The following is a 25,208-nucleotide window of genomic DNA, read 5'->3' as shown; positions in this document are numbered from 1 at the left end:
TCCGTGTAGGCTGTTATGTATAACAAGGATTAATTATCCCTTGAAAGCTGGTTAAAGAATTCATAATTTAGAACGAAGTTCAGATTGGACTACACTTTACCTTTTCCCTTAATTTCTCCAGTAAGTTCCAAGACCTATTTTCATTCTCAGAGATAAACAGAGGAAGCCAGTAGACTGCTTTCTCGATCAACCTATTAATATCATTATTTAAATCTTCAATTAATTTTACTACTGACTTAAATCCCAGTTTAGGAATTGCAAAATCTAACCATAATTTAATAGATTGAGCATTGGATTCTAAAACTCCATAGCTAAACATTTTTGTAACATAATGTTTTTTATGCAAGACCTTCTTTGCAATTACAATAGTAACCAGGCTTTTTTGTTCAACCATGCTCTTGATAATTTCATATACTGCAACTTCCGGTATTGATTTCAGATAATCTAAAATTACCTTTTCCTCCTGAGAAGTTAAGGATCTATAAGTACTAATCTGTATTAATTGTTGAACACGAGCATTCATAAGTTATTGTCAAAATCCATAAGGTATGAAAAGGTTTAATGGCAAACCAGCGTTACCTGCTGAATTAGCTGATGGTTTGTAGTGACCAGAAACATTATTCCAATATTTAATTTGACCTTTATTATTTTTATTATGACCAAAGCGAATTTGACCTGCAAAGTCAACGTTGTTACCTCTTGCAATATCAATATGACTTCCCAAACTAAATTTTTGCCTTGCTATATATATCTGGCCTCTCTGTACTACAAAATTATACTCTCCATTAGGTGTAAACACTTTTTTGTGAGGTGTTTTATATCTCCACTTCTTGCCATCAAAGAAAAGTTCATTACGTCGAATATAACTAGGAATATCTTCGGGATATAGATTCGGAAAATATTCTACTCCTGAACTACCTCCTGATGGCAGTCTGAATCAATAGTATGCCAAGGGCTAGGAAATAGTGCAGAATATTTTGGTACGTAAGAAAGTCTAAGTTGCACATCTGGTAAATTAATTTTAACAATCGATTCAGGAAAATTATGGCACTATATCTAGACTCAGCGATCGCATCTGAAGCCGAAGTTGTTAAGCTTTGGGGATGGGTGAAAGGCATTACCACAAATCCCACGCTGTTGTCTCAAAGCGATACTCCACCAGAAACCACGCTCAAAAATTTGGTTGCCTTGACTTCTGGCCCGTTATACTATCAACTTGTGGCATCTGATAAAGCTGGGATGCTAGCTGAAGGTAGAAAAGCTTTCGAGATTATTGGTTCACAAACAATTTTGAAGATTCCCGCAACACCGTTAGGTTTTGAAGTGGTAGCGAGTCTATCACCAGAAATTACCTGTTCAGTGACAGCAATTTACAGTGCAGCACAAGCAGCAGTAGCACGGGAAGCAGGAGCTAAAATTGCCATAGCTTATGTAAATCGAGCTACGCGGTTGTTAGGTGACGGTATTGCCTTGGTGCGAGATATGGCTAGCGTCCTCAAAGGCAGTGATACTGAAATCTTGGCAGCTAGTATCAAATCTCCCGAAGAAGCAGCAGCCTCATTGCAAGCTGGGGCGAATCATTTGACTTTACCATTGGCAATGTTGCAAGCGATCGCAACTCATGAATTTTCACAGAAAACGGTTGAAGAATTCGCTAAAGGAGGCATTGGTTTAAAATAATTCGTAATTCGTAATGACGCTCGAATACTCGCTAACGCTGCGCTAACGTAATTCGTAATTAAATATGAGTTTGTCAGATATCCCTAATCTCTGGGTTCCTCTAGTGCTTTTAGGTTTAATTATTGTCGCTGCTGTATTTTTTAGTCGTAGCAATTGATTACTAAAGTATTACAAAAGTTATGTTAGGTAAAGTAAGAGAGCGTTCTGCTGCCTGACAGCACTCTGGTAGTAATCAACAATTTCGTTGTAGTAATCTGTCATCGAATCCAACATTTCTTCTTCAGACCAATCAATCCAGGGTATTGGTTCTGATTTCTGTGATTCTCGGATGAAACGATTCTGGAACCCCTCTTGTGAAAGTTCTAATAACCCATTAAGAATTTGCCCAACTTCATCACCTGGCGATAGATACCTGATAGGGCCATAACCCGTTTGATTTTTATCACCGATTTCTGTACCAGCACCGAAGGCATTAACCAAAGGCATACCATCCCACGCAGAATTTTCTATCACTGTAAATGATAAAAAATCTTTTTTATATCCTTTATCTACGATCAATTCTGGAATTTTACCTTGAGATGTAGCATAATAGCCTGGAACATAACCAGCTAATAGAAATGTCAGTTCCGACCAACATTTGTGTAAATCTAGTTCGGGATTTTCCCATTCTGCGAGAAACTGTTGTTCTAGTGCTTGCCAATCATAATTCTTTTTCCACTGTTGGCGATTTCTAGGAATAAACCTACTTAAACCCTGCCTTTTAGGGAATTTACCAAACCGCGCTCTCACTTCTTTAGATTCTGGCAACCATCGAGCATCACAAAATGCCCCAACAAGAAGTGGATCTTCTCTAAATAATTCAAGTGTCGATGTCGAAATCTGCTTAATCTCACCTATAATTCCCATAAAGCTTTTGTTGCAGCACTTAACAGTTATTATCCTCGAAGTATAGCTACAGTTTATCTAAAGTATTACAGTTGAAGTGGAGGTATTAGCTCTATGTTCGCTGTTGTCACACCCTATACAATCCATTTGCCCCCAGGCGCAGTAGTACGCCTACCCGGAAGTTGGCAAGATTATCAAGCACTGAATAAACAACTAGGCGATCGCTCTTCGCCTCGTATCAAGTATCGAGATGGAGAAATTCTCTTGATGGCACCACTACCAGAACATGGGCGTAAAGTAAGTGTAATTGCAGATGTAGTAAAAGTTTTGCTCGATCATCTGGGGCGAGAATACGAGGCATTTACCCCAATCACAATGGAACTACCACAGGAAAGTGGTATAGAACCAGACTACTGTTTTTATATTGAAAACTGGCAGGCAATTGCAGGTAAAGATCGCATCAATTGGGGTGTTGATCCATCTCCCGATTTGGTGGTAGAGATAGACATCACCAGCTATACCGATGTAAATGACTACCTGCCTTATCGAGTACCAGAAGTTTGGTTGTTCAGGAAGAACCAGCTTGTAATTTACACATTGCAAGGTGATCGCTACACAGTTGAAAGCAGTAGCCGTTATTTCCCTAACATCAATGTGTCAGAGGTAGTTACAGAGTGTTTAAAAATTGCCTACGACCGTAATACTAGCGCTGCAATTCGGGAATTACGACGGAAATTGGCGAGTGAGAGTTAAAATTCCTACCTTGGGATGCTTGCTAGAGCTACATACGTTTTAAATCTTGTAACACTGCGGCAGCTGATTGATAGCGATCGCTAAAATGATAGCAAACCATTTTATCTAAAATACCTGCCAGTTCTTCGCTGACTGGCACTGTTTGCCGCCACATCACATTCCCCGTTTCTGGATCTGGGTGGAGTTCTTGCGGTGGTATTCCAGTTATGGCTTGAATACCAATCATTCCTAAAGCGTAAATGTCACTACATAGACGGGGATGGCCTGCAAATTGTTCTGGAGGTGCATAACCCCGCGTCCCAATGGCTACTGTGGCTAATTCTGTTTGGTCGCTAGTCGGCGGTTGCATAAATTTGACTGCACCAAAATCAATCAATACCAGCCGATTATCTTGAGCGCATCTAATAATATTAGTTGGTTTGATATCACGATGAATCACTCGATGCTGGTGAACAAATTCTAGAACTTCTAAAACTTGTTTGAACATCTCTATAACAAATGATTCGCTCTGCACATCCTGCACAGGTGGTAATTCTTCACTTAAAGTATGTCCTTCGATATATTGTTGAATTAAATAAAATTCTTGGTCATCTTCAAAATAAGCAAGTAGTTCAGGAATCTGATGATGTTTACCCAAAGATTCTAATATTTCAGCTTCACTATGAAACAATCTGCGAGCAACTTGCAAAAATCGTGTATCTTGACGGGCTGGCATTAACTTTTTAACTACACAAGTAGGATTACCCGGTCGTTGAGTATCCTGTGCTAAATAAGTGCGACCAAATCCACCTGAACCAAGAACTTGAGAAATTTTGTAGCGTCCACCCAAAAGCAAATTACCTGATTTTATTTCTGGTGAATCAACTGGGAGAGGAAAACTAAGAGACGAATCGGGAATTGCGGTTTTGTCTTCTAAAAGTACATTTAATTGTGCGATCGCTTCTTGTTGTTTTTCAACTTGCAGAATAATCACCTGAGTTTGTCGCTGATTTTGGTAGCTAGTATAAGCGATCGCACAAATACTAGTAACAACCAAAGTAAGAGCAGAGGGAATTAAAGGAACCCATCCAGCTTGCAAAAACAAACCAATGCAGATTCCTACTAACCCAAGTAGAGTTGTCCCTCCCACCGCTAGTAACAGCAACGGATTTTGCCACCGCCATACGATTATTCCACCTAAAAGCGACCAGCCCCACATCCAAATAAATTCTGCCCAGTCGGGCCAATACCAAATTAGAGGTCGCCCATCCAACACTGTGCTGATGAGTTGACTTGCTATCTGTGCATGAATAAACAGAGCAGGCATTCTGGCTGGTTGATCTGGCAAAGTGCTGTAGGGTGTATAAAATCCACTTGGAGGTAAATTAGCCGCAGTAGTACCGATAATTACAAGACGGTCTTTGAATAAACTGGAGTTAACTTGACCACTGAGGACTTGCGTGAGGGTTACTTGATCGGCAAGACTGTTGGGGTGGCGGTAATTTAATAATATTTGATAGCCATCTGTATCCAGATGTTGATAGCTACCGGAATTAGGTTGTAAACGCGGAAAGAGGGTTTTACCTACCTGTAATTCTCCTTTATTAGTAAACTTGTATTCAATACCTTGCTTCTCTAGATAATTAATTCCTATTAGTGCCCCAAAAGCAAATGATGTTGTACATTTATTGTCTGTAGAGTAAGCAAATAACAAACTACGACGGAGAATTTGGTCGTTTTCATTGTCAGAAACGACATCGCTAAACCCAACATTATCTATAGGAAAATTAGGCGGTGGCGGAATTTCATCTCTACCCAAACTGCTGAAAAAACAAGTGCTGACAATGTTATCTTGATTTTGAAAATTAATTGCCAAATTGTTGTTTTCTGGTTGGAAAAGATATAAACCAACAATTCGCGGTTGATAAGACTCGATTTTTTTTAATAGCTGATTAATTGTCCGATCTGATAAAGCCCATTTCTCTCGTTTAAGATCGTCATCAGTGATTTTTACTAGCAAAATCCGCCGATCGGGTGCTTGTGCTGGACGCGATCGCAACATTTCATCATAAACTCTTAACTCCCAAGGCTGTAACCATTTGAGTTCCCGAATTCCCCAGATAAACAAGGTAACTCCCACACTGGTAACTAAAATAATTTGCAACCAGCTTTTGTTGTTGGAAGTTTCACGGGAATCCTGAACTTTGATAAAAGGGACACGGAGTTTTTTTAATAGTCCACTAATCACAGCGTTGCGGCAGTAGCCTGAATTGGGTAGATGTTGCAGGCGCAAAAGTTAATTTTCGGACTCTAGGTTAAAAGCTAATTAACCTGAGCTTCTCTATTAATGTAGCAATTTACTTGTTGGTGAGAAACCTTGGCGTATTTCTACTCTTAAAGCAAGCTGACGCGCAGCATCAACTATAGAAATAAGCGATGTCTACGACAGGCTATGACGCTAGTTCGCTCTTATTCTCTCCCATTGCTCGCCATCGGAGTCGCGCAATGGCACTAATCATCTGTTTGAGATGTTGGAGTATCTTCAACAGCACTGGCAATAGAGAAAGAAATAGGATTAGTAGATGGTGTTAGTGAATCTAATCGGGGTTGTTCGAGCGATGCTTCGATACTTGGATCATCAAAATAGGAGCCAACAATCTTATCATAGTTAGAAGCAACAGCTAAAAAAGCGCCACCCAAAATATAGATAGGTAGTGGCAAATTAAATTCTTGCAACCAGTCAAATAATTCCGCCAAGGCAAACAGCACTAAAAAGCAAGCAAGCCAAACTCTCATATTTTCTATTTCCTAGATTGGAACAACTCTATTAATAGCTTAAATAGCTTGCATGATAGTTGATGTAGTACATAACGATCAAATTACAACCTTTATAACCATAGATAGGTGCATTCAGAGTTATAGCATCTGCTATATTGCAATATCTTGTAAGAAAATAAAATATATTTAGCCTATGACTGCAATCAAACAGCCAAGCATTGCACTGTTGGTTCGTGAGACTCGGCAGTGCCTCAAATTATCACAGGTAAAACTGGCAACGATGTTAGGGGTTTCATTCCACACTGTAAACCGATGGGAAAATGGACGAACACGACCTTCGCCACTCGCTATGAAACAAATTGAACAGCTATTATACCAGATGGGAGAACCCGGTGAGGCACTTTTAACGAAATATTTTTAATAATGGTAAATGTAACACCAGTACCATCATAGATGAGGTACTACTACCCCATTCGTGAGAAATTAATGCCAAGCAAGTACTTTCAGCTTGATTTCACAGGCATCTTGCCAAATTATTAGAGCAAGGTAAATTAGTAGAAGCGATCGCTATAGCTGAATAAACCTGGCTCTATGTGATGTCGCTTTATACTTCAGGTGTGTGATGCTCCCTAAAATACTCTGGTGTACACACATCTCTGTGTACACCAAAGAGAATAGTTGGAAGAGAAGTCCTTCCAAAATTATTGAATTGGTGTTCTAGGTATCATATCTGATTAGTTTCTATTTTTCGCTGATCAATGTTGGTGGAGTAATAGCTGCATATTCTTGGGATGTCAGCAGTGCTTCCTGAACATCAATCTTTTTGGGCAAGATTTTTTCGTTATAAAATAAATCGGCAACATTTTGTTGAGCTTTCATCAATTCTGGGGTAATTCCTTTTAATCGATAATTAGCGCGTCCAGAAATTATTTCTTGAATTGGTAAATCAATTTTAAGTACAGGTGCTATGAGTTTGGCTACTTCTTGACGATTTGTTTCTGCCCATTGACCATTTTTATCAATCTCTTCCAAGATAATCCGAAGTAATTCGGGATTTTCTTTAGCGAACTCCCGTGTTCCTACATAGTATCCGCCTGGAGTACCGATATTTGTCGCATCTCTCAACACCCGCGCACCGTGGAGTTTTTCTACCAAAGCTAAATGAGGATCGCCTGTTACCCAAACAGGAATAGTGCCCTGAATAAATGCACCACGGGCTTCGACATTGGGCATACTTAATACTTGAATATCACTATATTTTAAGCCAACTTCTTCTAAAGCTTTGATAATGAAATAGTGAGAAGCTGAACCTTTTTGAAAGACTACTTTTTGTCCTTTTATTTGCACTAAACTCTTAATGGGGGAACCTTTAGGAACTACAATTGCACTCCCTTTGCCGGAAGTAGCAGTAATTCGTCTACCAGCAAGATAGACAATTCTTGCACCAGCAGCTTGGGCAAAAATAGGAGGAGTTTCTCCAACTGAACCGACATCAATTTTGCCGACATTCATCGCTTCCATTAATTGCGGCCCTTGGGCAAATTGTGCCCATTCAACTTTGACACCCAAGGGTTCTAAACGTTTTTCTAAAACTCCTCTCACTCTAACTAAGTCACCAGAGCTTTGATAACCCATTCGTAGAACTTTTGTTTTCAAAGCAATGGTTTTTGTTGCTGCTGGATCTGCTTTTGGTTCGGTTGCACTATTTGTATTTCCATTGGGCGATGTACAACTAATTAATGTGGTAGATAAAGCCAAAAAGCCAGGCATTACCAACAATGCAAATCTTCTGATAATTGGTGAAGTTTTTATTACAGTATTGCTCAACATTTTTACGACGCTTATTAAATACAGTTGATATCTCAATACGCTTCAGTTATGGTTAGCGCTCTTTGTCAAAGTCATTTTTTTAATTAACCGCAGAGGCGCAGAGTACACAGAGAGAAGAAAGAGAAGGAAAAAATTGCTTGATTGAACTGTATTGATTTATATATTATCGTATTTGCTCTTTGAATAAAGTGTTAATAAACACTACCTAGCAGAGACAAGAAGGTTTTTTGTAAATTTATTTTTGTGAGTGTGCTTTGAGCAATATTTATTTTAAGAACCAAGATTAAATAGAGTTTGTATTTGATTTATAAAAAATCTGCACAATTCAAAAAGGATTATTTGCAATTCTTGTTAAGACTAGAAAGTCTCAGAATAAAGGCGGATTAATATATAGATTTATTATGATAATCTCAGTGTTTTTTATTGTCTTATTTAGGAACAAGGGTGGATGACTACCACCCCATTTTTAAAAGTAGATTTCAGTCTTTCAAGGCGTTATATCTGTTTAGATAATAAAACCTAAAAAGGACGGCTACCTGCAAGACTAACTCGTTTCAAAACCCGTCGCTCATTTGGATCAAATGCTTGACGGTAATGCAAGGTAGCTTGATTATCCCAGTAGACAATATCACCTACAGACCATTTATGTTGGTAGTAAAATTTTGGTTGATTTAGATGCTGACGCAACTGTTCAATCAATTTAGAACCTTCTTCTGGTTCTAACCCGACAATTTCAACTTCTGTCGCTGCATCTAAGTAAAGATGCTTTTTACCACTCTCTGGATGTGTCCTAACTAAAGGATGGGGAAAAACAGGGCTTATTAAAGGAATATTCTTATCTAAACGATATAAAGGACGCGGTGCATTCCGGTCTTGTAAGAATGGGTTGTAGGTAATTAGCTGTAAATCTGCAATCCGTTCTTTGGTGATTTCATCTAACGCCTCATAGGCCAAATTAGTATTTAACCAATAAGTATTTCCACCATGAGTTGGTATTTCCAAAGCATAAAGAAGTGAGCCACTAGATGGGGTGGGAGTCCATTTGTGGTCAGAATGGAAAGTTAGTTCTCCAGTACCGGTATAGCCGCCATCGACATTAGAAATCGAAATCACCACCGGGGTTTCTCCCGGTTTAGAAGCTAATACTGGAGTTTCATCAGATGGTACAAAGAGTGCGCCAAAGTATAAAGCAAAGTTCAAAAGCTGTTCATCAGAGAGCTTTTGGTCTTTGAAGATCAAGATATGGCGATCGCGCAAAGCTTCTTTAAGTTGTAATATAACTTCAGGTGTGATCGCTTGACTGGCATCAAGGTCGGTAACTATCGCTCCCAAAGGAGCATCGATAGGACTTATTTGAACCTTTGTCAAAGTCGAGGTAGGCATAATATTCTCCTGTGTTTTAATTTCTTTTTAGGTATAACTACTTATTAGCTAATACATCTGAAGGAGTAATTTTGGCGTATTCTTCAGGCGTTAAAAAGCCATCTCTAACATTCACCTTTTTGGGGATAAGTCCGAGGCTGTACCACTTATCTGCAACTTCTTGTTGCTTGGTAATAGTTTTCTCAGTAATTGGTAGCAGCCCATAATCATATTTATTGTGCATTATTTCTAGAGTCGGTGGATCTAGCTGAGTTACAGGAGCAAGCAGTTGTGCTACTTCTTTGGGATGATCCTTAGTCCAGATTTCTGATTTTTCTAACTCCTCTAAAAACACTTTGATTACATCAGGATGAGCCTGATAAAATTGGCGCGAAGTTGAGTAAAAATTGCCAGTATCCCGCAATTTATCACCATCTGTTAAAACACGAGCTATTTTATTTTGTACATTTCTGGTACCGAATGGCTCCCAAATATACCAAGCATCCACCTTATTTTGACTGAATGCCGCATTTGCATCTGCCGGTGCTAAAAAAACTGATTGGACATCGCTAAGTTTTAATCCCGCATCTTCTAATGCTTTAACTAATAGATAGTGGCCAATAGAAGCTTTCTGAAAAGCTACTTTTTTACCCTTCAAATCAGTAACACTTTTAATTGCAGAATTTACAGGAACTAAAAGTGAAATAGCTTTACCACTAGGACGTGTAGTAGCTAGATAAACAAGGGGCGCTCCTGCTGCTTGTGAAAATACAGGAGGTGATTCGGCTGTAGATGCAATATCCAATCCATTTGCATTCAAGGCTTCTAGCTGTTGTGGCCCAGCCGCAAACTCAGCCCACTGTACTTTAAAACCCAGAGGCTCTAATCGCTTTTCTAAGGAACCCTGCTTTTCTAAAACTGCTAAAGCGGAAAGTTGTTTGGAACGTACAATCCGTACTACTTGCTTATCAGTTGACTTCTCTGTAGCGCTAGATGAAACTACTGATTCAGGGGAAGCTGCTGACTGTTGAGCGTTATTTTTGGCTTCACTACAACTGGATAGGGTTGTCGATAGCATTAAGCAGTAGCCCAAAGCAAATAGCAAAGAACGACGTGTTGTTCTTGGGCTTTTTCTAAATTCAAACTTTCCTTTTAAAGCTGGCATGGGTTGTTTTATTGATTCCCTCTAGGTGGTTAGAGCAATGATGATTAATTGCAATATCAAGAACGAAAATGTTTTTTTGAAAACTCCAATCAGTAAATGTTTTTATAACTTCAAAAACTTTACTGATGAAATTAGGGAAGAGAGTGGGTATTACCCACCCCGCAACGACTCGAGGAACTGAAACTTTAATAGTGAGGTGGCAAAAATTTAGGAAGTGGAGTGAGAAAGGCTCACTCCAGTGTCGTGCTAGTGGAAGATTAAAATTTTTAAGTGAAACTCTATCTTTTTTGCTAGTGCTTCCAAGCGACTAGGATTGTAGCCTTGAGTTCTTCTGTGAAATGTCCAGATGGCTCAACTGCTAGTAGCGCTTCTCTGAGATCCTTTTCAAATGCTGGGGCATTATCACCATAGAAAATTTTCAAAGAGAAGGCTGTAGTGTATAAATAGCCGAGATAGCTATCGATAGTCCAAGATTTTTCAAATGGCACTTCATAGTTTTCTTGACGAGCAAAAGCTGAATTGCCAATTACGACTTCATGGGGAGGATCAACTGGCTTACGAGTCCCTTGTCCTCTTTGTCCAGTCCGCCGTTCTTCACCTAACCATTTTTTTACTACTCCAACAGCAGCTTGTTTCCAAGGTAGATTGCTTTCCCAAGGGTTATCACCAGTCTGAAGCAGTGCTAATCCACCATCATCAGTTAGCAATTCATAAAGGCGTTCAAGCACTAGTTCGCGTTCCATCCAATGGAAGGCTCTACCAATAGTGGCTAACTTAAATTTCCCTAAACTAGAGTCGATTAACTCTGCCCCTTGTTCTAACCAAGTAATATTATTTGCTCCGACTGCTGCTGCTTGCCGTTTAGCTTCTGCAATCATTTCTGGATCGGGGTCGATCGCAACAACTTCTTCAAATTGGGTTCGTAGGGGAATTGAAATTAATCCTGGGCCAGTACCCAAATCAAGGAGTCGTCCTTGACCATTGAGATTAAATATTTCGGCTAGTTTATCAAATACAATCGGTGGGTATTTGGTTCTATATTGAGCGTAGCCCTCAGCTGCTCCCTCAAATAAACTTGGGTCGTAGGTTGGAAGTGTTTTTAGTTGAGTCATATCAATTTTGGATTTAGGTAAGGGATTTCCAAGAAATAAATTATCCAAATAAACGAACCACAGAGGCGCAGAGAACGCAGAGGGAGGAGAAATAGAGAGGAGCTTTGCGTCAGTTTGGGGATTATTTTTTTAAACTCTCATTTCTCCGTGTCCTCTGCGTCTCTGCGGTTCGTTATTTAGGAGAAATGTAGAGTGGGCAAGGCCCACGCTACAAGTGAACAGAGGAAATGGAACATGGAACGTTGTAATTGTCCTTTGTCATTAGTCCTTTGCAAATGACTAATGACTAATGACAGTTATTTCTTAGCAGCCAGATATTCGTTGGCGGCTTTCTCAACACCTGTACCCTTGAAGAAGTCTTGATTGAGGCTGGTGTACAACTCCAAGGGATGGATTGAGAGGAAGTAGCGGAGGTCTTCTTCGGTAATGATTTCGCGTTCTGCCATTGAGTAGGCGTTGGCTGTAACGGCGGTGATATCTGGCACATCCCAGTGACCAGAATCTGAACCCAAGAAGGCTTTAACGCGATCGCCAAAAGGATTAGCTGCACGATTAAAAGCTTGGCTTACACGGGTATCGTCTGATTCTGTACCAAAGTAGAAATGATTCAAGAAGCGATCGCGCACATCTTCTGGTTTCTCAATTCCTGCTAGTTCAAATTCGTCGAGTTCGCCTGGATTTTCTGGAGCTAATAGTTGATGGTGGAATCCTAAACCATCACCAATTTTATCTAAGCGTCCATCTACCAGTTCGCCACCGTAGCGGGTGTACAGTTCTACTAGTGCTTCTTTGTCGATAATAGCAGGATTGTTATTTGACAACAAATGTTGTTTGTTGCGGGTTTCCCAGTGCCAAATAATATCAGCGTATAGACTAGCACCCCAAGCTGAACCACCTTCTAAGAAGGCAAACTTTAATTGTGGGAAGCGGCGGGTAACTCCACCAAAGAACAGCGATTTGCATAATGCTTCTGCTGCAAAGGCAAAGTGATTAATGTGATTGTACTGGGCGTTGGTGACAGAACGCTGAGTTGTCCAACCTTGGCTAGAAGCGTGAGTTGTGGGTACAACTTTTAATTCTACGCACTTAGCCCAGAATGGATCGTAATCATACTCACTATCTAAGCCAAAGTTATCAATCCAAACTACTTCATTAGCGACTTCTTTGCCATACTTTTCAAAGGCAGGAATTGGCCGACGGACGTAACCGGGGATTTGAATTGCTTTGAGTCCGAGAACATTCACTGCATATTCCAACTCTTCAATCCCTTCTTCGGGAGTGTGCAAGGGAATGGCGGCGATGGGTGTTAAGCGATCGCTATAAGGACGGAAAATATCAGCATGGTAGGTGTTAACTGCCCGACAAACAGCCCGCCGCATTTCTTCGTTGCCGATATTAGGGGCCATCGTTGCCAAGTTAGGGTACACAACGGCAAAGTCTGTACCAGCTTCTTGCAAGCGCTCATGCAACAACTTGGGTAAGCTAATGGTAGCCAAATTCAAAGTATTTTTTGTGGGACGACCCCACCAGTTAGGGCGATTGGTGCGATAAGCAAAACGTTCTTCCCAACTTTGCTTGTACCACTTAAAGCGAGAAGATCCTGGTAAATTCTCTTTGAAACGTTCGACAAGTTCAGTTCCACCAACTTGTTCTAAATAATCTAAGACTGCTGGTTCAAATTCCTGGGTATGTACATCGGTATCAATGATCGGATAACCAAGTTTTTCCCGAATTTGAGCAGACCTGGTTTTTTGTGGGCGGTCTAAAGCGATCGTCATGATATGTTTACCCTAATTATTCAAAAGATTGGTATTTGGGTATGTAGTAAGCGCTTCAGCGCTTTCTTCAGCACTAAAGTGCTTACTACGAACAATGATTTTTAAACCTTGCTAGCCAAAAATTCATCTGCGGTTTTCTCGACAGCCGTGCCTTTGAAAAAATCACGATTCAGGCTGGTGTACAACTCCAAGGGATGAATTGACAGGAAATATTGCAAATCTTCTTCGCTGATAATCTTGCGTTCTACCATTGAATAGGTATTGGCTGCGATCGCAGTAATATCAGGTACATCCCAGTGACCAGAATCGGAACCCAAGAAGGCTTTAACGCGATCGCCATAAGGATTAGCTTTGCGGTTAAAGGCTTGAGCTACACGGGTATCATCTGATTCTGTCCCAAAGTAGAAATGATTCAAGAAGCGATCGCGGATATCTTCTGGCTTGGTTACTCCGGCAACAGCGAATTCATCCAAATCACCTGGTTCTAGGGGAGATAATAACTCAGCGTGGAAACCTAAACCGCTACCTAGTTGATCCAAACGACCATGTAATAATTCGCCACCGTAACGGGTATATAGTTCTAGTAATTCTTCGCGATCGATATTGGCGGGATTGTTATTTTCCACCAAATGATCTTTATTGCGGGTATCCCAGTGCCAAATTAAATCGGTGTACAAACTAGCACCCCAAGCTGCACCTCCTTCTAAAAAGGCAAACTTGAGTGTGGGGAAGCGGTGAGTTACACCACCAAAGAATAAAGATTTACATAGTGCTTCCGCAGCCGATGCAAAGTGGCCAATATGGTTGTATTGGTAATTGCTAATGGAACGCCGATTTATCCAGCCCATACCAGAAGAGTGGGTGGTGGGTACAACTTTCAGTTCTACGCACTTCGCCCAGAAGGGATCGTAATCATATTTACTATCCAAGCCAAAGGTATCAATCCAGATGGCTTCGTTGGCTACTTCTTCACCATATTTCTCAAAGGCAGGAATGGGGCGGCGGATATGTCCGGGGATTTGAATGGCTTTGAGTCCGAGAATATTTACCGCATATTCCAATTCTGCGATCGCCTCTTCTGGCGTATTCATAGGAATAGCAGCAATGGGTGTTAAGCGATCGCTATAAGGACGGAAAATATCAGCATGATAAGTGTTAGCCGCCCGACAAACAGCCCGCCGCATCTCTTCATGACCGATGTGTGGTGCCATTGTTGCCAAGTTGGGGTACACAACAGCAAAGTCTGTACCAGCTTCTTGTAAGCGTTCGTGCAGCAACTTGGGTAAGCTAATGGTAGCCAAATTTAAAGCATCGTTAGTGGGACGAGTCCAGAAAGGAGGGCGGGCGGTGCGGTTAGCGCGGCGTTCATCCCAAGATTGCTTGAACCATTTAGAACGAGATGCACCGGGTAAGTGTTCTTGAAAACGCTCTGCGATCGCAGTTCCAGCAACTTGCTCTAAATAGTCTAAGAATGCTGGGGGAAATTCTTGAGTATGTACATCAGTATCAATGATCGGATAACCAAGTTTTTCGCGGATTTGAGCAGACTTGGTTTTATGTGGACGGTCTAGTGCAATAGTCATGGCCATTTTACCTAGATTTTCAAATGTATTGGTCAAGAGGGAAGCGGAAAGTTTACAGGACTTACGCAAAATAATGGAAAAACGAACCGCAAAGGCGCAAAGGACACAAAGGAATGAGAGTTTTAGAGAGTTATTGCGTAAGTCCTAAGTTTATAAGTCTGGAAGTTGAGCCTTTGAGCTTGGAAGTTGAACCTCTGAGCTTGGAAGTTGAGCCTTTGAGCTTGGAAGTTGAGCCTTTGAGCTTGGAAGTTGAGCCTCTGAACCTGGAAGTTGCACCTTTGAGCTTGGAAGTTGCACCTTTGAGCTTGGGAGTTACACCTTTGAGCTTGGAAGTTACACCTTTGAGCTTGGAAGTTGAGCCTTTAAGCCTGGAAGTTGCACCTTTAAGCCTGGAAGTTGCACCTTTGAACCTGGAAGTTGCACCTTTGAACCTGGGAGTTGCACTTTTGAGCCTGAATGTTGCTCTTTTAAAAGACTTAATTACAGAAATTTGTTTTTCTTGCTCAGAAAAGTTACTGATTTCTGCCTCCTCATCTTCCTCATCTCCCCCACTCCCTACTCCCCATTTCCTATTTTTCTTCAGCAACCCAGTCTGTTAATTTAAAGTCCGACTTTGCTAAACCCTGCGAGACTAAAAATTTCTTTGTTCCCTCTAAAAGTTTCACTCCCTCGGCTGGTAATGGTTCTTCTGATACCTGTTTGAGTGGGAACGATACTTTTATAATATCGATGGGATATTTAGTAGTTTGAGCATGATACTGATAATATTCTTCAGAATTAGCTTTTAAATCCTTCGCTGCTTCTGTGAGAATTGCATTAAATTTCTGTGGGAAATCAGGCTGTTTTGCCAAAAAACTTTCAGTTGCTACAACTAATGATGTCCCTGACAAACCCTTATGATTTGCTGAAGAATCAATCACTGGAAAGCCTTGTGATTTCAGAAAAGGGCCCAGATCACTTGAAGTTGCATAAGCTGCTACATCACCACGTTCTAAAGCCGCTTTTGCCTCAGTAGTCATCAAGTGAACAACTTTTACATCCTTGGCAATTTTAGCTTCAGCTAATAGACCCAGCAGGTATCGGTGCATATAAGAGCCTTTTTGGGTGGCTATTTTTTCACCCTTAAATTCAGCAAGCGATCGCGGCCCATTCTTTTTCGCTACTAACCAAGCGGTTGTATTAAATTGACTGATCCGCAACAGCCGGGTTTCTTGACCCCTAGCTTTCAAAACTATAGCTGGTGTATCACCTAAAGAACCAACATCTAATTGTCCGGCGACAAGCGCCTCATTTAGATCCGGCCCGTTAGGAAATCTTGCAAAAGTAATGTTTTTAAATCCTGCTTTTTGCAACTCCCGATCTAAAATTCCTTTTTTCTTTGCCCAACCAAGCGATCCTGTAGGTTCTGAACTACCTACATAACCTATTCGTAGGGTAGAAATATTATTGGATGCAGCAACAGTGTTATTGACATTAACAGCCTCAATGGATTGAGCAGATTTAGTTTCACCTTGGCTACATGCTGTAGTTAGTAGCAGTAGGACACAAGCCACTGAAGTTGATAATCTGGAAGTAAATTTATTTTTACTGATAGAACCTGTTACTACTGGTAACGACAGCATGACTATTTTCTCCGCCGTATTATACGCCCGCCGTGTGTAACTTTCTCTCAAACCTAACCCCCAGCCCCTTCCCTACAAGGGAAGGGGAGCAAGAATCAAAGCCTCTCTCCCTGTGGGGGAGAGGTTTGGAGAGGGGTTCCAAGAACAATTTGCACATCGCGTTACTATTTCATCTGCTTCAAAATTTGGAATGTTTGATCGGCTTTTGCTGTTGAAGTGCGTTTATGTCCCCAACCGATGTTTTCCCGATAACTACCCAGTAGCCCAACTTCTGCCAATTCTGCTTCGTTGACTGAAGCCGTCACATCACTTTCTGGTGCAACATAAAGGGCATCAACTGGACAATACAATTCGCACATATAACAGGTTTGACAGTCACTCTGTCGAGCAATGGTTGGCGGCGCATCAGCTACACGGTCAAACACGTTGGTTGGACAAATATTCACGCAGATATTACATTTTATGCATCGCGATTCGCTGACCAACTCAATCACACTGCTGCTCCTATTTTAGATAAAGACTTTTCTGTATTTAGCGGCTGACTCTTCACCCAGACTTGATCTAATCCGCCACTAATCAGATGATGTTGCTGGTTAGCATCAAGTTCTGGATAGTCTTGATGTTTGTGCATACCACGAGTTTCTTTACGTTCAATGGCACTGCTGTACATCCATCGTGCCGTAGCTACCATTGCCGTAGCTTCTCGCGCCCTGATTAGCTCTTTATCTGATGTTACCTGGCTACTGCGGAGTTCTTGCCAAAGATGATTTAGCTTACTCAAAGACTCGATTAAACCTTGTTCTGTACGGAAATAGTTCTTTTCGTAAGGGAATACTTCAGTTTGGACTGCTTGAATAATTTCATCAGTCGCTAAGGAGCGATGCCTTCGGCGGCAAGCTACGCTCCCACTCTGTAATCCTACCTCTCCAACACCCTTAACATGGCGTTGAGTTTTATATTCTCCCAAACTGCGGCTATATTCAGCAGCCGATTTCCCTGACCAATAGCCAGAAGATATTGCCCAAGCTGCGTTATGACTACCACCGCCAGTAAATCCGCCACAAATCAGTTCGCGTGTAGCCGCATCTCCAGCCGCATAGAGTCCCCGTACAGAACTAGCACAACTCTCATCGACAATCCGAATTCCTCCCGTACCGCGCACAGTTCCCTCTAGGCGCAGAGTTACAGGGAAACGTTGGGTAAATGGATCGATACCTGCACGATCAAAGGGTAAAAAGAAGTTGGGCTGTGCTAAACGCATAGATGGCCGCATCGATTCTGCCGCTTTGTCTATGATGGCGTAAACTGGCTGTTGCAGTAATGTCTGGGCAATTACTGACCGTCTATGAGAACTTGCACCCGGAATCACACTACCGTCTTCGTAGGTGAAAGTTGCCCAATTATAAAACAGGGTTTTGGTAACTGAAGAAAAAGCGGGGGAGATGCCATAGGCATTGGAAAATTCCATACCTGACATCTCAGCACCAGCTTCAGCAGCCATCAGATAACCATCCCCCGTCAGGACGTTGCATCCTAACGCTTTACTGAGAAATGCACAGCCGCCTGTGGCGATAATTGTGGACTGCGATCGCACTTTCCATTTCTCACCAGTTTGACGATTCACACCTGTTGCACCAGCAACAGCACCATCGTCATCTACCAGTAGTTCTAAGGCGGGGCTATTATCTAAAATCTTGACTCCAGCGCGTTGAATTTGCCGCCGCATCAGCCGCATATACTCCGGCCCTTGCAGCGATCGCCGATAGGGTTTGCCTTCATCGTCGGTAGGGAAAGGATAACCCCACTCTGCTAACTGATTGACGTTTGCATAGGTCTGATCCAGTACTCGATCCATCCAATTGCGATCGGACAAAAACCCACCCAACGATTCTCGACTCGCCTTTGCAGTTTCTCGTGCTTCTGGGTCAGGCGGCACATACCACACACCATTTCCAGATGCAGCAGCGCATCCAGTCGTACCACAATATCCTTTGTCTACCAGGACAACTTTTGCTCCACTTGATGCAGCACTCCAAGCCGCCCAAGTTCCAGCTGGCCCACCTCCAATCACAAGCACATCTGCTTCTAAGTCAAGTTCAAAATCGGTTGTTAACGTCTTCAGCATTTACAATTTCCCCCCATCGATAAAGTCTTAAGCATCAAGTCTTCACCCCATCGATGCTGCAAAATATTCAGAAATCTGTTTGCCCATTTACTTGAGGACTTCTCAGTAGCCTCTATTTATGGCTCATTTAGCCAGAACAAAAATCCTTTAACTTGATCGGTGAACCGTAGTTTATTTATATAACAAAGCTTTTCACAGTTTGAGATAAAAAGCAAGCATTTTAACAAATTCAAATGTAAATTTATCAAAACAGAATTCAGGTGTCAGGACGGTCTAAACCCTAGTTATCCGCTAACAAAATTAATAATGAATGCTGTATAACGGAGGGTAGCAAGGCCGCGATCGGTAGAAATATCTTAAGAATCGTCATTTCTTTTAAGGTGGGGAGCCTCAACTAGTTTGTCAGTATTATGATGTGTTGAATTGGGCGATTTAGAATAGAAGCCACCTACCTCTGCCAAAGTATAAAGGGGCCTGGCTTTAACTTCTTCATAGATGCGCCCTATATATTCGCCTAAAATGCCAACACTAACTAACTGCACAGATCCGAGAAAGAAAATTGCCATCAAAATAATCGTGAACCCAGTTAAAGGCGAATGGGGAAGAAAAAGCCGCCAATACAAGATTAATAAAGCCATGAAGATGGCCGCCGCCGCCGCTAATAAGCCTAAGTAGGTTGACAACCGCAGTGGCACTATTGAAAAGGATACTAGACCATTAATAGCAAGGGCCAAAGATTTGCTGAAAGTGTATTTAACTTCCCCAGCAAAGCGGGGATCGCGCTCGAACCGAATTGCTGTTTGCTGAAAGCCAACCCAAGAACGTAAACCACGAATGTAGCGGGTACGTTCTGGCATAGAATTGAGAATATCTACAATTTGCCGATCCATTAAACAAAAATCACCAGTATCAGTAGGAATATCTACATCTGCAAGCTTCTTGAGGAGACGATAAAAAAAGTAGGCAGTAAAACGCTTAAACCATCCTTCCTTGAGGCGTTGAGTGCGTTGAGCGTAGACGACCTGATAGCCCTGTCGCCATTTTTCAATCATGTCTGGGATTAGTTCTGGCGGATCTTGTAAGTCAGCATCAAGGATGATAATAACTTGACCCCGAACAAAATTAAGACCGGCAGTAACTGCAATTTGATGACCAAAGTTACGAGCAAAGCTCAGGTAGCAAATGCGTGGGTCTTTTTGATGGAGTTCTCGTATTAATTGTAAGGAGCGATCGCGGCTACCATCATTGATTAAAATTAATTCGACAAGACCATCTAGCCGATTCATTACTGCACTTAGTCTGCGGTATAGTTCGGGTATAATTTCTTCTTCGTTATAAATTGGAACAATCAATGAATACTTTGGTAGCATCTAGGAATTCCGTTTAATTTTGAAACAGCCAAGCTGACAGACTGCTTCTCATGATAAATGGTTTAGTTCTCAGTATACTTAGCAAGATTCAAGTCAGATTGTTATAGTTTATTTATTCTCCGGGTTGATGTCATCTGAAGAGTCAGATTCTTTAAGGCTTTCTACAGCTTTTTTAGGAAAAGTCCGACGATGGCGATACCAAGTAGACCCTGCTACTAGTATTCCAGTTAAGCCCAAAGCTAGTACTAGCGGCAAAAAATCACCTGTTTTGACTGCTTTCAAACCAGAACTACCTAGTAGTACAAAAGGTAAGACACTAGGAACAGTACCAAGTGTTGTACCCATCACATAATCTTTAAAGCTAATCGAAGTCAGTCCAGCAACAAAGTTTACTAAGCCATAAGGCATGATTGGTACTAGTCGGATGGCAAACATATAAAAAAGCCCTCCACGCCGTACCTCCGCATCCATAGCTTGCCAGCGTCCTGCTAGTCGTTTTGCAACTGTTTTCCGTCCAATGGTTCTAGTAAAAACGAAAGCAATAATTGCCGCAATAATTGCTCCAAAACTAGTCCAGAAAGTACCCAGCCAAGGGCCAAAAATTGCACCTCCAGTCAAATTCAACACTGTTGAGGGCAGAACTAACATAGTTGCTACAACATACAAAGCAACATAAATAATGGGTGCCCAAATACCAGAAGATTTCAGCAAAGCCTGAATTTGTGCTGGTTCAATGCCACCAATCAGATATACTGCTATACCAGTTGCAATTATGCAACTCAGCGTAAGTAGTAAAATACCAGTTTTCAAGTTCCACACTAGAACTCTACTCCTACTTTTTTTGTAACACAAGCCATCTTTCGCAAATATCCCTTTTAATTAACTCGCATAAGCGATTCAAAAACGAAATGTCCTCAAGATGTTTTTCACAGCTGGAAGAATCTTGAGAACAGTTAAGTTTTTGACAATCCATTATTAAGGATATGCCAGTGTAGCGATATTTGTTCAGTCTGGGGAGTGTCAATAAAGAGGAAAGGGGGCGGGGGGCAGGGGGAGCAACGCGAAAAAGTGAGAGCATCGTGAAGTGAGGCAGCAGGGGAAGTAAAGAGAACCTTTTAGTACTTTTTACTACCGCAATAGCTCTGAATACACTTGTTTCTTTGTCTCCCCCTGCCTCCTCTTGCCCTCTGCTCCCTGCCCTCTACCTCCACTGCCTCTTCGGTCAAAGTTCTACATTACTAGAAAACTTATATCTTTAGTTTTCACCGATTAAAATCTAAAGACAGTACGAACCCAAGCAAATAAACTATCAGGATTGTTGGCATCAGAGTCCGGTGCAGTAATCCATATCAAACCAGGTGTCACCTCAATATTATCTCCGATTTTATATTGGTAAAATGCCTCAACGTGCAGGGAGGTATCTTTGTCTGCTTGTCCTGCACCTGCTCCCAAATTTACACCCTGACTGAGCCTGGTGAGTTTCGGCTCCATACCAACTAAAATTCCCCCTAAAGCACCCTCACTAAAAAGATCGGGGAATGCTAGTCCTACGGCCCAATCCATTGCACTACCATCACCGCGCCCCAAATAGCGGTGCGCTCCATAACTTATCCATCCATTAATTGCCAACTTGGAATTAACTTGATAGAACGCCTGTAGTCCATAAAGATTGGCTACAGTTCCCGCTCCAGCTACGGTGCTGTTTACCAGGTTACTACCGACTGCTGGGCCGAAGTTTGTTCCGCTTAGACCTTGGGTATTCGCTGGACTATAAGTATTGACGTAAGTTGCCGCCACCCGAAAATTTCGATTAGAGGAGTAGTAGATTATCTGTGCTAAAGCTAAATACCTGCCTGTAAATAAGCCATTATTAGTTGTGGGATTACCACCGTTTGGTGCGCTGTACGCTATCCCCACTTGAACCTGTTTGCCTAATTTTTGGAGTATGGCAATTCCGGGCCCGCTATCTCCATAGTTATAGACCAAAGACCGCCGTGAAAATCGTGAAATCCCATTAGCACCGGTTGCAGAAGACGATTCAAAATATGGATTTATAGGGCCAGAAAGACCTATCTCACTAGCTCCATCAGACAGAGCATAAATGTTAACTTGAGTATCTGGATTAGGTAAAAAACGATACCGCACGCCACCGAGAAGAATAGTATTACGTGCAAAGGTAATACTGGAGTTATCAGCAGTTCTCCCCTCAAAAGTTCCTAATAATCCAGCTCTTGTTTGTCCTAATGATTCAATATTTCCACCTGACAGCGATAAGCTTAGTGAATCTTTACCGTTAAAACTAGTGTTTAACCGTAAAGTCGTTGAACCTTGAAGTGTGGCATTGCGAGGTGCAGGTCTTTTGGTAACGACATTATTGCCAGCCAGAACCGAGCCAAGAACAATCTGCGCTCGACCTATAAGTTTAGTTGTGGTTGTAAACTGATTTGCCTCTAATTTCGCAGTCCGCGTTTCCAAGTTATCTAAGCGTCCCCTAAATTGAGCAAGTTCTGGAGAAAATTGTTCTTGTAGTTTTTTGATGGCATCCAAGTCTTCTCGTTTGACCAAATCTGCCGTTGAAGTCGCTATTAATTCATTGAGGCGATCTAAAGCAGCATTCAACCCAGCAGCAAATTCATACCGTGTTAGGGCACGATTCCCTTTAAATGTGTCATCTGTATATCCAGCAATTACACCGTAGCGCTCCACCAAAGACTGTAGTGCTTGAAATGCCCAATCTGTCGGCAAAACATCTGACAATTGTGAGACGGATGTTACTTGTCCTGCTGCATTATTTGGAGCTTTTTTGTTAGTTGGCGGTACAACTTCCAACAATTGCGAGACAGGTGTGACTCGTTCTGGGCTGGTAGCCTTTTTACCAGTTAGCGGTGGAATTGAAGAAGAAGGTAGGACACAGGATAGCGCACAGGAAGCAGGAGGGGATGCGACCTCTCCTGGCCCTTTGCCTTCTGTCTCTATCGTTGAAGTTTCTAGTGTTTGATTGACAATTGCTTCTGGAGCTTTGTTCACTTCTGCTTCAGCAGTAGATACATCAGATTTAGGGAGTTCAGCGTGACTTTTTACTGGATAAAAAACCAGAATGGCTAGAATATCTAGCAACAAGAACGTGAACATTATGTATCTATATTTAGAGCGAAAATTCGACATTACTCTTGAACTCCTCAACCTGAAAAACGAATAAATTAGCTCTAGCTTTGACAGAGAAACTAGCAGAAATTATTGATGAAATATTTGTGCTAAACCATTAGCTAATGAGTTAGCAAAGGTTCCCCTAGTAAGAAAAGTGCAAATCCCCGATAAATATCGTAACCATTACTAGGCAATTCAGTGTAGACTCCAAAACTCATAGAAAATTCTCAAAACAAAATTCAAAATTCGGTTTGATATTGGAGTGCGACTGGTGAGATAAGGCAACAAAATTCATCAACGGCTACTGGCATCGACTAAATCTTGAATTTAATTCAAGCTATTGATTGACAATTAACATTAGCTGAATACACTAATTAGTAAGCAGCTAGATTTCACAATCTCAATTGTTAAGAAAAGCAGATAAAACGATAAGTCGATAGATTTACCGGATTTTGCGTAAAATTATCTTTGCATAGAGCTTGTTACAATGCAAGACCCAGTATTTATTCATGAAAAGAAAATATATCAAAATTATTGGTTAGGTCAACTCAACCCAAGCAGATGCGATCGCGTAGCGTGCCATAGGCGATCACCGCAGATAGTCACTTGGTAAAAACCCCCTATATTTATGGGGATTCCTCCTGCCTATTGCCTCCTTTTTGCCTTACTCGATTAAAAGTTGTATTTTCCAACACAGCAATTCTGACTACAAAAGTGTCAAAATTACCGACTAAGGAGTTCCTTATTCAGGCAGCCCTTTTTTACTAATGGTTAAATTAGGCTTGATTTTTAGATAATATCGGGTAGAATTTTGTCTATAAAATACGGCAATTCGATCGGATAATCGTATATTAAGTTCTCATACCCTGATAGATATGGAAATTCTCTGGTTTATTCCTACTGGATCTCATGACGGACGCTATTTAGGCACAGATATTGGCTCTCGTGTTGCCACACCTGATTATTTGCAGCAAATTGCTCAAGCTGTGGATAATTTAGGCTACACGGGTGCATTGTTACCCACAGGGAGTTCTTGTGAAGATGCTTGGATAACTGCCGCCGCTTTTATATCTGTCACCAAGCAGATGAAATTTCTCGTAGCAATTCGTCCAGGAATTACTTCTCCTGGTGCTGCTGCACGAATGGCAGCAACATTTGATCGGATTTCTAAAGGAAGATTGTTAATTAATGTGGTGACAGGTGGAGATCCGGTGCAACTCGCTGGAGATGGCTTGCATCTTAGTCATGACGATCGCTATGATTTAACCGATGAATTTCTTACCGTTTGGCGGGGTATCGTCAGTGGGGAAACAGTCGATTTTAAAGGAAACTACCTGGATATCAAAGGTGGTAAACTCCTATTCCCACCAGTCCAAAAACCCTATCCACCATTGTGGTTTGGTGGCTCATCTGCGGCTGCAAAGCGCGTTGCTGCTAAACATATAGATGTTTATCTAACTTGGGGCGAACCTCCACAGCAAGTTGCTCAAAAGATTGCTGAGGTTAAACGACTGGCGGCTGAACAAGGTAGAACAGTCCGCTTTGGGATTCGCTTGCATGTAATTGTGCGAGAAACCGAGTCTGCGGCTTGGGATGCTGCCAATGAGCTAATTAAGTATGTTGATGAGGATGCGATCGCAAAAGCTCAACAACACCTAGCTAGTTCTGATTCTGAAGGACAGCGACGGATGAGTCAACTACATAGTGGTAGTCGAGAAACCCTAGAGATTAGCCCCAACCTGTGGACAGGAATTGGATTAGTACGGGGTGGTGCTGGTACAGCCTTAGTTGGAGATCCCGATACTGTTGCCGCTAGGATGCTGGAATATCAAGATTTGGGTATAGAAACCTTTGTGTTCTCTGGATATCCCCATTTAGAAGAGGCGTATCGCACAGCTGAATTATTATTTCCACGTTTACCTTTGCAGAAAGAAACTGCACCGCTAACGCCACCAGTCTTGAGTACTGTTAGCGAAATAGTTAGCAGTGAAAAATTTGCTAAACAACTAACGAGCGCTTCATGAATAATTTGTAATTTG

General features: G+C 41.6%; 22 protein-coding genes. 5 read left to right on the top strand and 17 right to left on the bottom strand.

What is annotated here, in order from left to right; genetic code table 11:
- Positions 1 to 79: 79 nt before the first annotated feature.
- Entirely contained in the window at positions 80 to 523 is a 444-nt protein-coding gene (locus ACFFRD_RS08250; RefSeq protein ID WP_392481121.1) for a hypothetical protein, read from the bottom strand.
- Positions 524 to 532: 9 nt separating this feature from the next.
- On the bottom strand, positions 533 to 799 hold the full coding sequence (locus tag ACFFRD_RS08245) for a hypothetical protein (RefSeq protein WP_392481120.1): 267 nt from the start codon (positions 797 to 799) through the stop codon (positions 533 to 535).
- A gap of 245 nt (positions 800 to 1,044) precedes the next feature.
- Here ACFFRD_RS08245 and ACFFRD_RS08240 point away from each other — a divergent pair, with 245 nt between their 5' ends.
- A complete protein-coding gene (locus ACFFRD_RS08240; RefSeq protein WP_392481119.1) occupies positions 1,045 to 1,680 on the top strand; it encodes a transaldolase family protein in 636 nt (211 codons plus the stop codon).
- A gap of 177 nt (positions 1,681 to 1,857) precedes the next feature.
- On the opposite strand, the gene ACFFRD_RS08235 is transcribed toward ACFFRD_RS08240, so the two are convergent.
- Positions 1,858 to 2,586, bottom strand: a complete 729-nt coding sequence (locus ACFFRD_RS08235; protein ID WP_392481118.1) for a DUF1877 family protein — start codon at positions 2,584 to 2,586, stop codon at positions 1,858 to 1,860.
- A gap of 93 nt (positions 2,587 to 2,679) precedes the next feature.
- Between ACFFRD_RS08235 and ACFFRD_RS08230 the strand changes: the two genes are divergently transcribed.
- The gene (locus ACFFRD_RS08230) at positions 2,680 to 3,318 is read left to right on the top strand and encodes a Uma2 family endonuclease (protein ID WP_392481117.1); all 639 of its coding nucleotides are present in this window, start codon (positions 2,680 to 2,682) and stop codon (positions 3,316 to 3,318) included.
- 28 nt (positions 3,319 to 3,346) lie between these two features.
- Here ACFFRD_RS08230 and ACFFRD_RS08225 read toward each other — a convergent pair whose 3' ends face one another.
- Positions 3,347 to 5,545, bottom strand: a complete 2,199-nt coding sequence (locus tag ACFFRD_RS08225) for a CHASE2 domain-containing protein (RefSeq protein WP_392483032.1) — start codon at positions 5,543 to 5,545, stop codon at positions 3,347 to 3,349.
- A 263-nt stretch (positions 5,546 to 5,808) separates the two neighbouring features.
- Complete coding sequence (locus tag ACFFRD_RS08220; RefSeq protein ID WP_335032849.1) at positions 5,809 to 6,093, bottom strand: hypothetical protein; 285 nt, start codon at positions 6,091 to 6,093, stop codon at positions 5,809 to 5,811.
- A gap of 175 nt (positions 6,094 to 6,268) precedes the next feature.
- Here ACFFRD_RS08220 and ACFFRD_RS08215 point away from each other — a divergent pair, with 175 nt between their 5' ends.
- On the top strand, positions 6,269 to 6,496 hold the full coding sequence (locus ACFFRD_RS08215; protein ID WP_392481116.1) for a helix-turn-helix domain-containing protein: 228 nt from the start codon (positions 6,269 to 6,271) through the stop codon (positions 6,494 to 6,496).
- A gap of 320 nt (positions 6,497 to 6,816) precedes the next feature.
- Here ACFFRD_RS08215 and ACFFRD_RS08210 read toward each other — a convergent pair whose 3' ends face one another.
- From ACFFRD_RS08210 to ACFFRD_RS08185, 6 genes are all read right to left on the bottom strand, one after another.
- Positions 6,817 to 7,905: a sulfonate ABC transporter substrate-binding protein gene (locus tag ACFFRD_RS08210; RefSeq protein WP_392481115.1), complete on the bottom strand. Its 1,089-nt coding sequence runs from the start codon at positions 7,903 to 7,905 to the stop codon at positions 6,817 to 6,819.
- 519 nt (positions 7,906 to 8,424) lie between these two features.
- Complete coding sequence (locus ACFFRD_RS08205) at positions 8,425 to 9,288, bottom strand: TauD/TfdA dioxygenase family protein (RefSeq protein ID WP_392481114.1); 864 nt, start codon at positions 9,286 to 9,288, stop codon at positions 8,425 to 8,427.
- A gap of 37 nt (positions 9,289 to 9,325) precedes the next feature.
- Entirely contained in the window at positions 9,326 to 10,432 is a 1,107-nt protein-coding gene (locus tag ACFFRD_RS08200) for an aliphatic sulfonate ABC transporter substrate-binding protein (protein WP_392481113.1), read from the bottom strand.
- A 290-nt stretch (positions 10,433 to 10,722) separates the two neighbouring features.
- Positions 10,723 to 11,544 carry a class I SAM-dependent methyltransferase gene (locus tag ACFFRD_RS08195; RefSeq protein ID WP_392481112.1) on the bottom strand — a complete coding sequence of 274 codons (822 nt, stop codon included), beginning with the start codon at positions 11,542 to 11,544 and terminating at the stop codon, positions 10,723 to 10,725.
- A 296-nt stretch (positions 11,545 to 11,840) separates the two neighbouring features.
- On the bottom strand, positions 11,841 to 13,322 hold the full coding sequence (locus ACFFRD_RS08190) for an amidohydrolase family protein (RefSeq protein WP_392481111.1): 1,482 nt from the start codon (positions 13,320 to 13,322) through the stop codon (positions 11,841 to 11,843).
- 101 nt (positions 13,323 to 13,423) lie between these two features.
- Positions 13,424 to 14,905 carry an amidohydrolase family protein gene (locus ACFFRD_RS08185; protein WP_392481110.1) on the bottom strand — a complete coding sequence of 494 codons (1,482 nt, stop codon included), beginning with the start codon at positions 14,903 to 14,905 and terminating at the stop codon, positions 13,424 to 13,426.
- Between the two features lie 113 nt (positions 14,906 to 15,018).
- Here ACFFRD_RS08185 and ACFFRD_RS08180 point away from each other — a divergent pair, with 113 nt between their 5' ends.
- Positions 15,019 to 15,504 carry a hypothetical protein gene (locus ACFFRD_RS08180; RefSeq protein ID WP_392481109.1) on the top strand — a complete coding sequence of 162 codons (486 nt, stop codon included), beginning with the start codon at positions 15,019 to 15,021 and terminating at the stop codon, positions 15,502 to 15,504.
- Here ACFFRD_RS08180 and ACFFRD_RS08175 read toward each other — a convergent pair.
- The 6 genes from ACFFRD_RS08175 to ACFFRD_RS08150 all read right to left on the bottom strand — a co-directional run bounded on the left by ACFFRD_RS08175 (position 15,475) and on the right by ACFFRD_RS08150 (position 23,187).
- Positions 15,475 to 16,527: an ABC transporter substrate-binding protein gene (locus ACFFRD_RS08175; RefSeq protein ID WP_392481108.1), complete on the bottom strand. Its 1,053-nt coding sequence runs from the start codon at positions 16,525 to 16,527 to the stop codon at positions 15,475 to 15,477. The genes ACFFRD_RS08180 and ACFFRD_RS08175 overlap by 30 nt on opposite strands.
- A gap of 164 nt (positions 16,528 to 16,691) precedes the next feature.
- On the bottom strand, positions 16,692 to 17,021 hold the full coding sequence (locus ACFFRD_RS08170; RefSeq protein ID WP_114081411.1) for a ferredoxin family protein: 330 nt from the start codon (positions 17,019 to 17,021) through the stop codon (positions 16,692 to 16,694).
- The gene (locus ACFFRD_RS08165) at positions 17,018 to 18,652 is read right to left on the bottom strand and encodes an FAD-dependent oxidoreductase (RefSeq protein WP_392481107.1); all 1,635 of its coding nucleotides are present in this window, start codon (positions 18,650 to 18,652) and stop codon (positions 17,018 to 17,020) included. Before ACFFRD_RS08165 ends, ACFFRD_RS08170 begins: the two co-directional genes overlap by 4 nt.
- Before the next feature lie 356 nt (positions 18,653 to 19,008).
- A complete protein-coding gene (locus ACFFRD_RS08160) occupies positions 19,009 to 20,022 on the bottom strand; it encodes a glycosyltransferase family 2 protein (protein WP_392481106.1) in 1,014 nt (337 codons plus the stop codon).
- A 108-nt stretch (positions 20,023 to 20,130) separates the two neighbouring features.
- Positions 20,131 to 20,841, bottom strand: a complete 711-nt coding sequence (locus tag ACFFRD_RS08155) for a TVP38/TMEM64 family protein (protein WP_392481105.1) — start codon at positions 20,839 to 20,841, stop codon at positions 20,131 to 20,133.
- 450 nt (positions 20,842 to 21,291) lie between these two features.
- Positions 21,292 to 23,187, bottom strand: a complete 1,896-nt coding sequence (locus ACFFRD_RS08150) for an iron uptake porin (RefSeq protein ID WP_392481104.1) — start codon at positions 23,185 to 23,187, stop codon at positions 21,292 to 21,294.
- 857 nt (positions 23,188 to 24,044) lie between these two features.
- On the opposite strand from ACFFRD_RS08150, the gene ssuD reads away from it, so the two are divergent.
- Entirely contained in the window at positions 24,045 to 25,193 is a 1,149-nt protein-coding gene (gene ssuD, locus ACFFRD_RS08145; RefSeq protein ID WP_392481103.1) for an FMNH2-dependent alkanesulfonate monooxygenase, read from the top strand.
- Positions 25,194 to 25,208 lie beyond the last annotated feature (15 nt).

The sequence above is a fragment of the Nostoc sp. C110 genome (assembly GCF_043099725.1).
In the GTDB taxonomy this organism is placed as follows: domain Bacteria; phylum Cyanobacteriota; class Cyanobacteriia; order Cyanobacteriales; family Nostocaceae; genus Nostoc; species Nostoc muscorum_A.
This window is presented reverse-complemented; position numbering and strand designations above follow the sequence as displayed.

Excerpts from the sequence above, each read along its gene's own strand:
- ACFFRD_RS08175 (WP_392481108.1), bottom strand. The coding sequence starts at position 16,527 with ATGCTGTCGTTACCAGTAGTAACAGGTTCTATCAGTAAAAATAAATTT.
- ACFFRD_RS08200 (WP_392481113.1), bottom strand. The coding sequence starts at position 10,432 with ATGCCAGCTTTAAAAGGAAAGTTTGAATTTAGAAAAAGCCCAAGAACA.
- ACFFRD_RS08160 (WP_392481106.1), bottom strand. The coding sequence starts at position 20,022 with ATGCTACCAAAGTATTCATTGATTGTTCCAATTTATAACGAAGAAGAA.
- ACFFRD_RS08165 (WP_392481107.1), bottom strand. The coding sequence starts at position 18,652 with ATGCTGAAGACGTTAACAACCGATTTTGAACTTGACTTAGAAGCAGAT.
- ACFFRD_RS08250 (WP_392481121.1), bottom strand. The coding sequence starts at position 523 with ATGAATGCTCGTGTTCAACAATTAATACAGATTAGTACTTATAGATCC.
- ssuD (WP_392481103.1), top strand. The coding sequence starts at position 24,045 with ATGGAAATTCTCTGGTTTATTCCTACTGGATCTCATGACGGACGCTAT.
- ACFFRD_RS08195 (WP_392481112.1), bottom strand. The coding sequence starts at position 11,544 with ATGACTCAACTAAAAACACTTCCAACCTACGACCCAAGTTTATTTGAG.
- ACFFRD_RS08185 (WP_392481110.1), bottom strand. The coding sequence starts at position 14,905 with ATGACTATTGCACTAGACCGTCCACATAAAACCAAGTCTGCTCAAATC.
- ACFFRD_RS08190 (WP_392481111.1), bottom strand. The coding sequence starts at position 13,322 with ATGACGATCGCTTTAGACCGCCCACAAAAAACCAGGTCTGCTCAAATT.
- ACFFRD_RS08240 (WP_392481119.1), top strand. The coding sequence starts at position 1,045 with ATGGCACTATATCTAGACTCAGCGATCGCATCTGAAGCCGAAGTTGTT.
- ACFFRD_RS08215 (WP_392481116.1), top strand. The coding sequence starts at position 6,269 with ATGACTGCAATCAAACAGCCAAGCATTGCACTGTTGGTTCGTGAGACT.
- ACFFRD_RS08235 (WP_392481118.1), bottom strand. The coding sequence starts at position 2,586 with ATGGGAATTATAGGTGAGATTAAGCAGATTTCGACATCGACACTTGAA.
- ACFFRD_RS08230 (WP_392481117.1), top strand. The coding sequence starts at position 2,680 with ATGTTCGCTGTTGTCACACCCTATACAATCCATTTGCCCCCAGGCGCA.
- ACFFRD_RS08210 (WP_392481115.1), bottom strand. The coding sequence starts at position 7,905 with ATGTTGAGCAATACTGTAATAAAAACTTCACCAATTATCAGAAGATTT.
- ACFFRD_RS08150 (WP_392481104.1), bottom strand. The coding sequence starts at position 23,187 with ATGTCGAATTTTCGCTCTAAATATAGATACATAATGTTCACGTTCTTG.
- ACFFRD_RS08180 (WP_392481109.1), top strand. The coding sequence starts at position 15,019 with ATGAGAGTTTTAGAGAGTTATTGCGTAAGTCCTAAGTTTATAAGTCTG.
- ACFFRD_RS08205 (WP_392481114.1), bottom strand. The coding sequence starts at position 9,288 with ATGCCTACCTCGACTTTGACAAAGGTTCAAATAAGTCCTATCGATGCT.
- ACFFRD_RS08220 (WP_335032849.1), bottom strand. The coding sequence starts at position 6,093 with ATGAGAGTTTGGCTTGCTTGCTTTTTAGTGCTGTTTGCCTTGGCGGAA.